This is a genomic window from Microbacterium sp. Kw_RZR3 (assembly GCF_029222405.1).
Lineage (GTDB): Bacteria > Actinomycetota > Actinomycetes > Actinomycetales > Microbacteriaceae > Microbacterium.
In genome coordinates this window covers 1-12,833 of record NZ_JARHXC010000309.1, presented here as the reverse complement: position 1 = coordinate 12,833, position 12,833 = coordinate 1, and the positions used below count along the sequence as shown (strand labels likewise).

Genomic DNA, 12,833 nt, shown 5'->3' with positions numbered 1-12,833 from the left:
GAGGTCAGTCGGGGCTGCCGCCGGGGTCCACGGCCTCGATCATGTCTTCCTCGACCGGGTTGTCGGCATCCATCTCCGCGGTGCCGACGGCTTCGGCCTCGTCCTCGGCGAAAGCGCCGGCTGACTCGTCGCTCTTCCCGCCGCTCATCGCGTGACTCCGGAAGGAGCCGGGGCGGTCTCGGGCGGGAGCGGCACCGTGGGCTCTGCGGGGTTCGGAGCGAGGGGCTCGGGCGCTGTCGGGGTGCCGGGTTCGGTGGGCGTCTGAGGGGAGGGGGTCGGAGTGCTCATGTCGTCACTCTTCGCGTGAGTCGGGGCGGATGCGACCCCCTTCCACCCCGGCCGCAGGGGGTGTAACCGCACTAGGCTCGGGGGAGGGGAGTACCACAAAGAGGGGACGACGTGTCCACAGCGCATGATGTGACGCGACGCGAGGCGATCGCGCAGTACCGGCTCATCGGGGAGCCGTCGGAGCCCGATCTCCAGGGGCTCGTCGAGCTCGCGGCCACGATGTGCGGCGTTCCCACCGCGGTGATCAACATCATCGACGACCGGATGCAGCACCAGATCGCGGCTGTCGGCATCCAGGCGGCTGTCTGCTCCCGCGAGGACTCGATGTGCGCGGCCGTGATCAGCTCTCCGGGACGCGTGGTCGTCCCCGACGCCCAGCTCGACAGGCGTTTCGCCCAGAATCCCTTCGTCACCGGCGAGATCGCCCACGTCCGGTTCTACGCCTCCAGTCCGCTGATCACGCCCGCGGGCGTCGCGATCGGCACGCTGTGCGTGTTCGACGACGTCGTCGGAGAGCTTTCGGATGCCAGCAGCCGAGCCCTCGACCTGCTCGCCCACCAGGTGATCGATGTCCTCGAACTGCGGCGTATCCAGCGTGAGCTGGTGGAGTCCAACGCGCAGCTCGAGCAGTTCGCGGTCCAGATCAGCCACGACCTTCGCAACCCGCTCACGGCGCTGACCGGCTTCATCGAACTCGCCGCCGACAGCCCCGAGATGGCGGAGGCGCCCCGGGCGGCGCAGTCTCTCGCGCGCGCGGAGGCTGCCGCCGGACGAATGACCGCAATGGTCACCGACCTGCTCGATTTCGCTCGAATGGGTGGGACGCGACCTCGCGTGACCGAGGTCGACGTGGCCGACACCGTCGACGCCGTGCTGGAGGACCTCGACGGAAGCCTCGTCAGCGCGGGGGCCGAGGTGACGGTGGACGCGTCCACGTTCGTCCGCGCCGACGACACCCTGCTGCGTGTCCTGCTGCAGAACCTCATCGCCAACGCGGTGAAGTTCACGGTCGCGGCCGAGCGGGTGCCCCGCATCCGCGTCACGGTCGAGACGCTTCCCGATGGGTGGCGGATCAACGTCGATGACAACGGCGAGGCGCTCGACCCCGAGATGCGCGATCGCGTCTTCGAGCCCATGCAGCGCGGCCACGGTGCCGACGTGCCGGGAATCGGCATCGGGCTCGCAACCTGCCAACGCATCGTCGACGCGCATAACGGCTCGATCGGCCTCGACGCGTCTCCGGAGGGCGGGACGCGCGCGTGGTTCGTGCTCCCGGCGGCGGCGTGACGGTTACCGGGCGATCCGCCTGAGCGCAACCGTCGCGACGAGCCTCGTGACCGGGCCGTAGCGTGGACGGACATCCCACCGACGAGGAGGAGCGACCGTGGCCCGCAATGTGCGTCTGATGCGCTGTGCTCCCGAGGACGTCTTCCGCGTGCTCTCCAACGGATGGCTCTACCCGCTGTGGGTCGTCGGCGCCTCGCGCATGCGCGACGTGGCGGAGGAGTGGCCCGCCGAGGGGGCGACGCTTCATCACTCCTTCGGATCCTGGCCCGCTCTGGTCAACGACACGACCATCATGCGGGTGTGGGATCCGCCCCGGCGTGCCGTGCTCGAGCCGCACGGGGGCCCGATCGGCATCGCGCGTGTGGCGGTCGACGTCAAGGCGCGCGGCGACATGTGCGTCGTCCGCCTGCAAGAGGAACCCGTCACCGGGCCGACCACGCTGCTTCCGGACGTCGTCTTCGACGCCATCACCCGATGGCGCAACGCCGAGACGCTTCACCGTCTCGCCTACCTCGCCGAGGGTGGTGCGCCCGGGACGAGCGGTGGTTCGGCGGCGCGCGGTCACGAGTCGACCGCCGAACGGGAGCCGATCGACCGATGAGCGAGAACTACGACGCGATCATCGTCGGCTCGGGGCCGAACGGTCTCGCCGCCGCCGTGACCCTCGCCCGCGCGGGACTGTCGGTGGCGGTGTACGAGCGCTCTGCGACCTTCGGGGGAGCGGCTTCCACCGCCGAGCTGACGCTCCCCGGCTTCCACCACGATGTCGGTTCGGCCGTGCACCCGCTCGCGTTGGAGTCGTGGTTCTTCCGAGAGTTCGGGCTCGATCGCCGGGTGCCGCTCGTCGTGCCGGAGGTGTCGTACGCCCACCCGCTCGACGGGGGCCGTGCCGGCCTCGCCTTCCGCGACCTCGAGCGGGCAGCCGACGCCCTCGGCGTCGATGGAGCGGCGTACGAGCGCCTGATGCGTCCACTGGTCGATCATCTCCGCGGCGTGGCCGACTTCACCGGCAATGCCCTGTTGCGCATTCCCGGAGACCCTCTCGCGGCGTTCTTCTTCGGCGTCCGCTCGCTCGAACAGGGCGGCCCCTGGTGGAACGCGCGGTTCCGCGAAGAGGTCGCTCCGGCGCTCATCACGGGCGTCTCGGCGCACACGATCCTCTCGCAGCCGAGCCTGGCTGCGGGCGGGGCGGGTCTTGTGCTCGCGACCTACGGACACGGTCGCGGGTGGCCCATCCCGATCGGCGGCAGCCAAGCGATCGCCGACGCGATGATCGCCGACATCCGCGCGCACGGCGGCGTGCTGCACGCCGACGTCGAGGTCACCTCGCTCGACGAGCTCCCACCCTCCCGTGCCGTCCTGCTCGACACCACGCCGCGTGCGCTCGTCCGCCTCGCGGGGGATCGGATGCCGGCGGCCTACCGTCGTGCCCTCGAAAGGTTCCGCTACGGCGGCGGCGTCGCCAAGGTCGACTTCGCGCTGAGCGAGCCCGTGCCGTGGGCGAACGCCGACATCGCCCGCGCGGGTACGGTGCACATCGGCGGCACCCGGGCCGAGATCGCGGCGGCCGAGAACGCGGTGGTCCGCGGGAGTCTCCCCGACGCGCCGTACGTGCTCGCCGCCCAGCCGACGCTGTTCGACCGCAGCCGCGCCCCGGAGGGAAAGCACGTCCTGTGGGCCTACACGCACGTGCCGTCGGGCAGCACCGCCGACCGCGAAGAGGCGATCGTCCGTCAGATCGAGCGATTCGCGCCCGGGTTCCGTGACGTCGTCCTCGCGTCGGCCTCGCGGACCGCGGAAGACATCGAGGCGTGGAATCCCAACTTCCCCGGTGGTGACATCTCCGCCGGAGCCCCCACGTTCACTCAGCTGCTCGGGCGCCCCGTCTACAGCCCCGACCCCTGGCGCACCCCGATCAGAGGGGTGTACCTGTGCTCCTCGTCGACGAGTCCCGGACCGGGAGTGCACGGGCTCGCGGGCTGGCAGGCGGCGCTCAGCGCCCTGCGGCACGAGTTCGGCACGCGGTTGCGACCGGATCTCGCGCCGCGCGACGACCAGATCGTCTCGGCCGCGTAGACGTGCCGGAGGGCGACAGCGTCTATCGCCTGCGGCAGCGCTTCGACGCGGCCACGACGGGGGAGCGCGTGCGCGACGGTGAACTGCGTTCGGGCCCTGCCGCCGGCACCTCGCTCGCGGGCCGACGGATCCAGGGGTACGACACGCACGGCAAGCACCTGCTGACCCGGTTCGACGACGGCACCACCCTGCACACGCACCTGCGGATGCAGGGCAGCTGGACCCTCACCCGCGCGGGGCGTGCTCTGCCCACCGCCGTGCGGGAGAAGGCCCGCGTACGCCTCCGCCTCGACGACGGCCGTGAGCTCTGGGGGCTCGACCTTCCCGTGGTCGAACTCCTCCCGACCGCGCGCGAGGTCGACGCGGTGGGGTATCTCGGTCCCGATCCGCTGCGGGAGGACTGGGATGCCGTCGAAGCGGTGCGACGGTTGTCGCTCTCGCCCGCTCGGCCTTTCGTCGCCGCGCTGCTCGATCAGACGCGGATCGCCGGCCTCGGCAACCTGTGGGTCAACGAGCTCGCCTTCCTGCGTGGCATCCATCCCCTCGCTCCCATCGGGGCGACGGATCTGGACGCCCTGGTCGCTCTGGCCGCGCGGTGTCTGCGGATCTCGGCGACGATCCCGGGGATGTACCAGGTGACGACGGGAGACCGGGGCAAGGGACGGTCGCACTGGGTGGTGGGCCGCGCGGGTCGACCGTGTCTGCGTTGCGGGACGCGCGTGCACGTGCGTGAGGAGGTCGCGGGCGACCCCGAGCAGCGCCGCACCTGGTGGTGCCCGCGCTGCCAGCCGATGCCGTCGGGCACCGATGTCGGACCCCCGGAGTAGAACGGGATAATGGCCGTCGCTCGAGAGAACCTGCTGCGCGTCACCCGCATCTACGCGGAAGACGCGGCGCTCGAGCTCGAGCGCGGACGCGAGATCGTCGCGCGGTGGCCCGACGCCGACATCGTTCCGATCTCCTCGCACTGGCAGATCCCCGAGGTCCACGGCGACGAGACGAACGTCGCTCGGTGGGTGCGTATCAAGACCGAGGCGCTCGTCCTGGGAGTGAAGAAGAGCGTGGCCACCCGGGTGAACGGCCGGTCGGCCGACTTCATCGCTCCATCTCTGTCGAACGGCTGCGCTATGGCCTGCAGCTACTGCTATGTGCCGCGACGGAAGGGTTACAGCAACCCGATCACCGTCTTCGCGAACGTCGAGCAGATCACGAAGCACCTCGCCCGCCATGTCGCTGCCCGCGGCCCGAAGACGGATCCCAACCAGTGCGACCCCGAGTCGTGGGTCTACGACATCGGCGAGAATGGCGATTGCTCCGTCGACGCGATGATCAGCGAGAACGTCCGCGACGTGTGCGATCTGTTCCGCATGATGCCCACGGCGAAGGCGTCCTTCGCGACCAAGTTCGTCAACCGCGACCTCCTCGAGTGGGATCCGGCGGGACGCACGCGGATCCGTTTCTCGCTGATGCCGACGGCGACGGCGAAGGTCACCGACCTCCGCACGTCGCCGATCTCGGAGCGCATCGCCGCGATCAACGATTTCGTCGACGCGGGGTTCGAGGTCCACGTGAACTTCTCGCCGGTCATCCTCACCCCGACGTGGCTCGCCGATTGGCGAGAACTCCTCGACGAGATCGATGCCACCCTGCGCCCGCGCGCTAAGGCGCAGCTCGCGTGCGAGGTGATTTTCCTCACGCACAACGAGGGCCTGCACCAGGTCAACCTCGGCTGGCATCCGAGAGGCGAAGAGCTTCTGTGGACGCCGCGGCTGCAAGAAGAGAAGCGATCGCAGAACGGTGCCGTCAACGTCCGGTATAGGCACCCCCTCAAGGCGCAGAGCGTCGCGGCGCTGACGGCACTGATCGCCGAGAGGCTGCCGTACTGCCGCGTCCGTTACGCGTTCTGAGTGCCGCTACGAGATGTCGCCCGCCGGCGAATCCGACGTGGTGGCCGCCGCCTCGGCATCCTTCTGCGCGGCAGCGCCTTCATCGGGTGACTCGCTTCCGGCCCCGTTGGAGTTCTCGTCGGGGGCGTCGTCGGCGCGACCGTCGTGGTTCGTCATGTCTTCTCCTTCTCGTCGCGGGCCGCTTCGGTGGCCCGCGAGCGACGCTGGCATGCCCCGGTGGGTGTGTCCAGGGGGTCGACACCGCTAGAGAGGCACGACCCCGTAGCGCGCCGTGAAGGCCGCAGCCGCGGCGTCTTCGAAGTCGTCCGCCTCGTCGCGCAGATCGGTATCGCGCAGGTCGGCGTGGCGCAGGTCGCTCCCGTCCACGGTCATCACAGGAGCGGCGCGAGAGCGCCGGCGGTCAGGGCGAAGCCGAGGGCGGTCGCGCCCAGGGCGGTGGCCGCGGCGAGCGAGAGGCGTTCGGTGCGGCGTCGACGGGCGGCGTTCACGGGATGCGCGGTGGAGCGGAGAGAGGCCTTCGCGGCGTCGAGATCGTCGTACCGGCCGATCGGAATACCGTGCGCATCGCGCGAGACGTATCCACCGGCGACCTGGTCGACGGATCCGAAGTACTCGCCGCCGTGGTGAGCGACCCAGAACCCGGTGTCGACCTTCGCCCACATCGTGCGCGCGGGGGCCGTGCGAGCGGGCGCCGTGCGAGCGGGGGCGGGTACCTGTGGGGACGTGATCGTCATGTCAGGCCGCCGCGGTCAGCGACGAACGTCGCGAGGAGACGGGGGTCGGGCGCGAGGGGGAGACGCGCTTCTCGGCGTCGTGCGCCGGGATCTCCGCGGAGAGGTCCACCATGAGCCCGGCCGATGAGTTCGCCATCTCGGCCATGTTCTTCAGCACGGTCGCGTTGAGCGTCTCGGGTTCGGCCGTGTCGAAGACGAACCGGAGCGGAATCGAGGGCTGCAGCCAGAGGGTGGAGCGGCCGGGGGTGCCGTCGACGTGGGTCCAGCTGAGGGTGAAGCTCTCGCTGCGACGGAGCTTGGTCGTCACGACCACCTTGATGTGCGAAAGCAGACGGTCGGGAATCTCGATCGATTCGGTCGACGTGGCGTAGAACAGGTTGCCCATGTGTTGCCCCTTTCTCAGCGGTTAGCTCTCCTAAGAACATACTCGCTTAATAACTAGTTCGCCTAACTATTATTCTGGGGTATAGTCTCCCGAAACTGAGGAGAGGTCTGCCATGACGGATGTCGATCTCGCAAACCATGGCACGACCGCCGCCCAGCCGAGCTACTGGTACGGCGACGCGCCCTCCGATCGTCGGCAGCGGCACCAGACGGTGCTCGAAGCCCTCCGGGTCTATCGTGCCGCCGAGGTGGCCATGCGCCGCCGTACGCGCGACTCGATGTCGATGGGCGAGAACGAGCTCCTCGTGCTGCGCTACCTTCTGCGCGACCCGTCACGAGAGGTGCGCCCGGGCGAACTGACGCGCTACCTCGGGCTCTCCACCGCCTCGACCACGGCGCTGTTGGACCGGCTGGAACGCTCCGGCCACATCGTTCGCGTCGCCAACCCCGGCGATCGTCGCAGTATCTTCATCCGCTCGACGCCCCGGGCCGACGCCGAGGTGCGCCAGACGCTGGGCAACATGCACGAGCGCATGCTCGCGGCGGTCATCGACATGACGCCCGAGGAGTCCGCCGTGGTGGTGGCCTTCCTCCGCCGGATGAGCGACGCCGTCGACGGCGTCGCCGTCGAGGGCGGCTCCGGCGAGCACGGCGCCATCGAGGACGCGGCGGTCGAGTCCTCGTGATCTATGTGCTCGTCGGCGGCCCGCGCGACGGACAGCACGTCGACGACCTACCCCGCGGCTACCGCCTCTCGCTCGCCGACCCGCCTCCCGAACCGTTCGGCGAGTTCGAGACGGTCCGCGCGGTGTGGTTCGAACTCGACCAGGCGATGTTCCGTTCCACGCAGCGTCGCGACTGATCCGTACCGTACGGTTCCCATCTCGGCAACCCACCCCCCCGTGTGCGTGTCATCCCCTCAGGGTGAATTCATGCGCTGCGTGACATATGCCGGAGAGACCGTTATGACGACCGACGACGTCGCCTCGTCACTCATCGAGTTGACGGCGGCGGTGGCGAAAGAGGGGCAGGCCGAGGCGGTGAGCATCCCCATCGTCACGAGCGACAACAAGGTTGCTCAGGCCGAACTCGTCATCGGCGTCGGGAACGACGTTCTCTCCGCGCCGGTCGAATGGGATGACGAGGAACCCGACTTCTCGCACGCGGCCAAGGAACTCCGTGACCACCGCTTCTTCCCGCACACGCAGCTGCGCATGGTGGAGCCCGATTCGGATGCCGACGGCGAAGGGGCCATCGACTGGGATTTCGATCAGCCCACCCAGGCCTGACGGCTGCACCCGATCGATCGAGGGGTGACCAGGATGCCGAGACTCTTGCGCTGAGTCCGCGGCATCCGTTATGTTCGCAAGCCCGTGCCAGCCGGCGCGGAGAGCCGAGGAAAGACGAGACGATGACCGCGAAGCGCGATCGCCGCACGGAGCAGCAGTACCTGCCGTTCCTCCTCCCGTCGTACCCTCCGGCGCCGGTCGTCTAGACACCCGTCTTCACAACGCCCCGGACCGTCAGGTCGGGGCGTTTCTCTTTCCACGCGAGTGGGAGCGTGCCCCGATCCGAGGCTCACTCACCGCGCATCCGCGCACCACAAGAAGGAAAGGATCCATGCAGAAGCTCACCGAACGACTGGTGTCGTGGGCGAGCCTGATCGATGACAAGACCATCGAGCAGGCCCGCACCTCGTCGACCATGCCGTTCATCCACCCCCACCTCGCCCTCATGCCCGACGCCCACCTGGGCCTGGGCGCGACGGTCGGCTCGGTCATCCCGACGCTCGGCGCCATCATGCCCGCGGCCGTCGGCGTCGACATCGGCTGCGGCATGATCGCCGTCAAGACGCAGTTCCACGCCTCCGACCTCGAGGGCCGGGACCTCGCGGAGCTGCGGCAGCAGATCGAACGCGCCATCCCGCTCTCGGCCGGTCGTGACAACCGCAAGATCGTCGCCACCGCCGAGCCGCGTGTCGCCGAGTTGGAAGCGCTCGCCGAGAAGGCCGAGTTCGACCCGGCGGCCTACGCGGGGCACTGGCGGAACCAGCTCGGCTCGCTCGGCAGCGGCAACCACTTCATCGAGATCTCGCTCGACGAGAACGACGACGTGTGGATGTTCCTGCACTCCGGCTCCCGGGGCGTCGGCAACCGCATCGCGCAGCACCACATCAAGGTCGCGCAGCGCCTGGCGAAGCAGTGGTGGATCGAGCTTCCGCACCCCGACCTGGCCTACCTGGTCGAGGGGACGCCGGAGTTCACCCGGTACATCCGCGAGCTGCGGTGGGCCCAGCACTTCGCCCTGCTCAACCGGGAGGAGATGATGGACCGCGTCGCGAACCAGCTCGGCCGCTTCCTCGACACGCCTGTCGAGGAGCGCGAGCGGATCAACTGCCACCACAACTTCACGGAGTCCGAGAGGCACTTCGGCAAGCAGGTGTGGGTGTCGCGCAAGGGCGCGATCATGGCGGATGCCGGTCGCCCGGGGCTGATCCCCGGCTCGATGGGCACCGCCTCGTACGTCGTCGAGGGGAAGGGCAACCCCCTCTCTCTCAACTCGTCGCCGCACGGCGCGGGCCGGGAATACTCCCGCTCCGCCGCTCGCAAGACCTTCACGCACGAGCAGCTGCGTGAGGCGATGGCGGGTATCGAGTACCGCGACACCGACGCGTTCATCGACGAGATCCCGCAGGCGTACAAGCCGATCGACCGGGTGATGGCGGATGCCGCCGACCTGGTGACCGTGCGCCACACGCTGCGGCAGATCGTCAACGTGAAGGGCGACTGAACCGGATGCCACGGATGCGACCGCGCGTCCGTGGCATCCGTCGTTCTCGGCCCGGCCTCATATCCTGAGGAGATGCGCGCGAGAAAGAGGACGTGGCGGATCGGGGGCATCCTGCTCGGAGTCGCGGGAGTGTTGACGCTCCTCGCGGGGCAGTACATGCTGAGCGCGTTCGCCCTGCGAGTCGTGATCGACCTCGTCTGGGCCTCCGGTGTGCTCGTCTTCGCGGTGGGTCTTTCCCGCGATGCGAGTGTCGTCGTCCGGCGCCCGCTCGGGATGACGGCGCTCATCATCGTCGCGGTGACCCCGCTGGTCTCGGACGGAGTGGTCCTCGCCCTGCCGGAGGTGCGTTCGCCGGACGATCCCGCGGCCGTCGCGGCATCCGTCGTCTCCTGGGGTGGGACCATCGTCTCTCTGGCGGCCGGACTCGTCGCCGCGGTGCAGATCGCGCGGCTGGGTGGCGTGCCGCGCCGCTGGCGGTTGATGCCGATGTGGGCTCTCTGCGTGAGCGTCGGCGCGGCGGCGTTGCAGTACGCGCTCGTTGCCATTCTCTTCGGTGCCGGGGCGGGGCAGGACGTCCTGGTCGCGGCCAACATGATCGGGGTGCTGTCGCTTCTCGCCCCGACCCTCGGATTGGGTGTCGTCGCGCTCGTCGCGGCGGCGTCGGAGCGCCCCGACAGCGTCGACGTGTATCGCCCGGTGTAGCGAGGCGAGCCCCGCCGACCAGCGGAGACGAATACACCCTGAGGTGGATGCCTTCGTTCACCTCGGTCGGAGAGCATGAAGTGTCGCCGCCGCTCCGCGCGTGCGACGAACCGCTTCGGAGCACTGTTTCATGCCCTCGACCGTCGCCTCGGCACCGCCTCCCCTTACCGACCCCTCGATCGACGTTGTGGTGGATTCTCACCGCGCTCGTCGGTTCACGATGCCGTTCGCGGCGCTGGCGCTCGCCGCCGTCGTGACGACGGTGAGCCTCTCGCCCCTGGGCGCGGCCGCGTTCCTCGACGCCCCGCTCGACCTCCGTGCCGTCCTCGTCGCTCTGTTCCGGGTCGACGACCTCCGGCTGCTCCCGTTCATCGTGGCGGCGATTCTGCTCATCGGGGCCGGTGCCGAGCGCGTGATGGGGGCTCGGCGCGTGCTCCTCGCGTATATCGGAGGCGGGGTCGCCATCTCGGTCCTGGGGCTCGCGATCGGCGTGGTCGAGACGTCGTTCCTGCCCGCGTTGCCGCTGAACTCTCCGCCGTTCGAGGGTGCACCGCCGATCGCCGCGCTCCTCGCGGTGACCATGGCCTCCAGCTGTTTCGCCGGCGCGCTGTGGCGCCGCCGTGTGCGGCTGGCGAGCGTCTTCGTCGCCCTGACCCTGTTCCTCTACTCCGCGTCGGCGAGCGACCTGTACGCCCTCGTCGCTCTGCCCGTCGGGCTCGCGGTCGGCATGCTCGCGGGCGGTCGGCGCGCGCGGCTCCGCGTCCAGCGGAGCTCCCACCATGAGACGCGGGTCCTTCTCTCGGCCCTCACCGCGGTGACGGCGATCGGACCCGTCATCGCCACGGTGTGGGGGAGCGGTGCCGGTCTGCTCTCGGTCTACGGGTGGCTGTCGATGGACCCCCTGACATCGGCCGACGGGTTCGTGTGCGTGGGCTCATCCGCCCTGCCGTGCCCGTCCGCCGAGAACTATGTGGAACTGCAACCGCTCGCGGGATGGATCGCCATCCTGCCGCTGGCGATCCTCCTCGTCGCATCGTGGGGGATCCTGCGCGGACGCCGCGGCGCTCTCGGTCTCGCCATCGCGATGAACCTGCTGGTGTTCGCCGGGGTGGCATACCTCTTCGTGGTCACGGAGCCTTCCACGCTCGCCGACCTGGCCGCCGTGCGTCCGGCCGACGCGATCTCGGTGTGGCAGACGCTCGTCGGTCTCGCCGTCAGCGCTTCGGTTCCTCTCGTCGTCGCACTGACGCTCTTCGTGTTCCGTCGAGCCGCGCCCGTGCCGTCCGTCGCCGGCGCACGTTCGTCCTTCATGCTGACCGTCGCGATCGCGGCGTCGGCGACCCTGGCGTTCACGCTCGCGGGGACGCTGGGATTCGCCGACCAGTTCAGCCCCCGCCCGGACGCGGCTTTCCTCGTGCAGACGCTGCCGCTGCGGTTGCTCCCGCCCACCCTGCTCCCCGTCGAGTCGGTGCAGTTCGTTCCGCTGACGCCGTGGGCACAGGCGATCTGGTACCTCCCGCCGGCGGCCTTCTGGGCCGTGTGCCTCGTGGCCGCCCTCCGCCTCGTTGTCCGTCCGAGCGGTGCCCATGCCACGGGTGATCGCGTGCGGGCGCGCGCGGTGCTCGAGCGCGGGGGCGGCGGAACGCTCGCGTGGATGACGACCTGGCCGGGCAATGCCTACTGGTTCGCCCCGGACGCCGACGCGGCGTTCGCGTATCGCGTCTCCGGTGGCGTCGCGGTGACGCTCGGGGGAGCGTTCGGTGCCGACCGCGCGCGGCCCGATATCGGACGCGCGTTCGTCGACTTCTGCGGCGAGCACGGCTGGACCCCCGTGTTCTACAGCGCCGACGACGAGACGCGGGACGCCCTCGCGGATCTCGGATGGCAGCACACGAGCGTCGCCGATGAGGCCCTGCTCGACCCGCGCACGTGGACGCCGACGGGGAAGAAGCGACAGGACGTCCGGACCGCGACGAACCGCGCGGCTCGTGAGGGCGTGACGACTCAGTGGACGCGCTGGATGGACCTCACCTTCCTCGACCGCGCGCAGCTGCGCGAGATCTCCGAAGGGTGGGTCGCCGACAAGACGATCCCGGAGATGGGCTTCACGCTCGGCGGTCTCGACGAGACGGCGGATCCGGCGGTGCGTCTCATGCTCGCGCGTGATCGTGAGGGGCGCATCGTCGCGGTGACGAGCTGGCTGCCCGTGCGCGGATCGGACGGCGTCGTCGGCTACGCGCTTGACGTCATGCGCCGCCGCGACGACGCGATGAACGGTGTCATGGAGTTCGTCATCGGAGCCGTGGTGGAGCAGACCCGGGGCGAGGGGTGCTCGGTCCTCAGTCTGTCCGGCTCGCCGTTGGCATCCCATCGAGAGGGGGATGCCGCCGACCTCCCCGCCGTCGACCGTGTGCTCGAACAGCTCAGCGCTCTGCTCGAGCCGGCGTACGGGTTCCGCTCCCTCGCGAACTTCAAGAAGAAGTTCCAGCCGGAGTTCGCGCCGATGTGGATGATCTACCCCGACGCCACGCATCTGCCGGCCATCGGCCTGGCCCTGTTGCGCTGTTACGTACCCGGACTGACGCTCGCGGGCGCCGCGCGCCTCGGCGCACGGCTGCGCCCTGCTGCTCGAGAGACCGCCGAGGTGTCTCCGTGAGCGCTGCGA

Annotated in this window: 17 protein-coding genes; 11 read left to right on the top strand and 6 right to left on the bottom strand. The window is 69.7% G+C overall.

Features of this window, described 5'->3' with window-relative positions:
* Nucleotides 1-4 precede the first annotated feature (4 nt).
* Together P2P98_RS17200 and P2P98_RS17195 are read right to left on the bottom strand one after the other, a co-directional pair.
* Entirely contained in the window at nucleotides 5-148 is a 144-nt protein-coding gene (locus P2P98_RS17200) for a hypothetical protein (protein ID WP_275801483.1), read from the bottom strand.
* On the bottom strand, nucleotides 145-288 hold the full coding sequence (locus P2P98_RS17195) for a hypothetical protein (RefSeq protein WP_275801482.1): 144 nt from the start codon (nucleotides 286-288) through the stop codon (nucleotides 145-147). Before P2P98_RS17195 ends, P2P98_RS17200 begins: the two co-directional genes overlap by 4 nt.
* Before the next feature lie 111 nt (nucleotides 289-399).
* On the opposite strand from P2P98_RS17195, the gene P2P98_RS17190 reads away from it, so the two are divergent.
* The 5 genes from P2P98_RS17190 (at nucleotide 400) to P2P98_RS17170 (ending at nucleotide 5,558) form a co-directional block, all read left to right on the top strand.
* The gene (locus P2P98_RS17190; protein WP_275801481.1) at nucleotides 400-1,575 is read left to right on the top strand and encodes an ATP-binding protein; all 1,176 of its coding nucleotides are present in this window, start codon (nucleotides 400-402) and stop codon (nucleotides 1,573-1,575) included.
* Nucleotides 1,576-1,672: 97 nt separating this feature from the next.
* On the top strand, nucleotides 1,673-2,176 hold the full coding sequence (locus tag P2P98_RS17185) for an SRPBCC family protein (RefSeq protein WP_275801480.1): 504 nt from the start codon (nucleotides 1,673-1,675) through the stop codon (nucleotides 2,174-2,176).
* A complete protein-coding gene (locus P2P98_RS17180; RefSeq protein WP_275801479.1) occupies nucleotides 2,173-3,651 on the top strand; it encodes an NAD(P)/FAD-dependent oxidoreductase in 1,479 nt (492 codons plus the stop codon). The genes P2P98_RS17185 and P2P98_RS17180 overlap by 4 nt, the downstream gene beginning before the upstream one ends.
* A gap of 2 nt (nucleotides 3,652-3,653) precedes the next feature.
* On the top strand, nucleotides 3,654-4,478 hold the full coding sequence (locus P2P98_RS17175) for a DNA-formamidopyrimidine glycosylase family protein (protein ID WP_275801478.1): 825 nt from the start codon (nucleotides 3,654-3,656) through the stop codon (nucleotides 4,476-4,478).
* A 9-nt stretch (nucleotides 4,479-4,487) separates the two neighbouring features.
* On the top strand, nucleotides 4,488-5,558 hold the full coding sequence (locus P2P98_RS17170; protein ID WP_275801477.1) for a spore photoproduct lyase family protein: 1,071 nt from the start codon (nucleotides 4,488-4,490) through the stop codon (nucleotides 5,556-5,558).
* A gap of 6 nt (nucleotides 5,559-5,564) precedes the next feature.
* Here the strand turns inward: P2P98_RS17170 and P2P98_RS17165 are convergent, their stop codons facing one another.
* The 4 genes from P2P98_RS17165 to P2P98_RS17150 form a co-directional block, all read right to left on the bottom strand.
* A complete protein-coding gene (locus P2P98_RS17165; RefSeq protein ID WP_275801476.1) occupies nucleotides 5,565-5,714 on the bottom strand; it encodes a hypothetical protein in 150 nt (49 codons plus the stop codon).
* An 87-nt stretch (nucleotides 5,715-5,801) separates the two neighbouring features.
* A complete protein-coding gene (locus tag P2P98_RS17160; protein WP_275801475.1) occupies nucleotides 5,802-5,930 on the bottom strand; it encodes a hypothetical protein in 129 nt (42 codons plus the stop codon).
* The gene (locus tag P2P98_RS17155; RefSeq protein ID WP_275801474.1) at nucleotides 5,930-6,292 is read right to left on the bottom strand and encodes a hypothetical protein; all 363 of its coding nucleotides are present in this window, start codon (nucleotides 6,290-6,292) and stop codon (nucleotides 5,930-5,932) included. Before P2P98_RS17155 ends, P2P98_RS17160 begins: the two co-directional genes overlap by 1 nt.
* Nucleotide 6,293: 1 nt before the next feature.
* Nucleotides 6,294-6,677, bottom strand: a complete 384-nt coding sequence (locus tag P2P98_RS17150) for a hypothetical protein (RefSeq protein ID WP_275801473.1) — start codon at nucleotides 6,675-6,677, stop codon at nucleotides 6,294-6,296.
* A gap of 112 nt (nucleotides 6,678-6,789) precedes the next feature.
* Here P2P98_RS17150 and P2P98_RS17145 point away from each other — a divergent pair, with 112 nt between their 5' ends.
* The 6 genes from P2P98_RS17145 to P2P98_RS17120 all read left to right on the top strand — a co-directional run bounded on the left by P2P98_RS17145 (nucleotide 6,790) and on the right by P2P98_RS17120 (nucleotide 12,824).
* On the top strand, nucleotides 6,790-7,362 hold the full coding sequence (locus tag P2P98_RS17145) for a MarR family transcriptional regulator (protein WP_275801472.1): 573 nt from the start codon (nucleotides 6,790-6,792) through the stop codon (nucleotides 7,360-7,362).
* A complete protein-coding gene (locus P2P98_RS17140; protein ID WP_275801471.1) occupies nucleotides 7,359-7,538 on the top strand; it encodes a hypothetical protein in 180 nt (59 codons plus the stop codon). Before P2P98_RS17145 ends, P2P98_RS17140 begins: the two co-directional genes overlap by 4 nt.
* 103 nt (nucleotides 7,539-7,641) lie before the next feature.
* Nucleotides 7,642-7,965: a hypothetical protein gene (locus tag P2P98_RS17135; RefSeq protein ID WP_275801470.1), complete on the top strand. Its 324-nt coding sequence runs from the start codon at nucleotides 7,642-7,644 to the stop codon at nucleotides 7,963-7,965.
* 331 nt (nucleotides 7,966-8,296) lie between these two features.
* Nucleotides 8,297-9,466 (top strand): RtcB family protein, encoded by a 1,170-nt coding sequence (locus P2P98_RS17130; protein ID WP_275801469.1) that lies wholly within the window; start codon nucleotides 8,297-8,299, stop codon nucleotides 9,464-9,466.
* Nucleotides 9,467-9,538: 72 nt separating this feature from the next.
* Complete coding sequence (locus P2P98_RS17125; protein WP_275801468.1) at nucleotides 9,539-10,168, top strand: hypothetical protein; 630 nt, start codon at nucleotides 9,539-9,541, stop codon at nucleotides 10,166-10,168.
* 130 nt (nucleotides 10,169-10,298) lie between these two features.
* Nucleotides 10,299-12,824, top strand: a complete 2,526-nt coding sequence (locus P2P98_RS17120) for a phosphatidylglycerol lysyltransferase domain-containing protein (RefSeq protein WP_275801467.1) — start codon at nucleotides 10,299-10,301, stop codon at nucleotides 12,822-12,824.
* The last annotated feature ends 9 nt before the right edge of the window (nucleotides 12,825-12,833 follow it).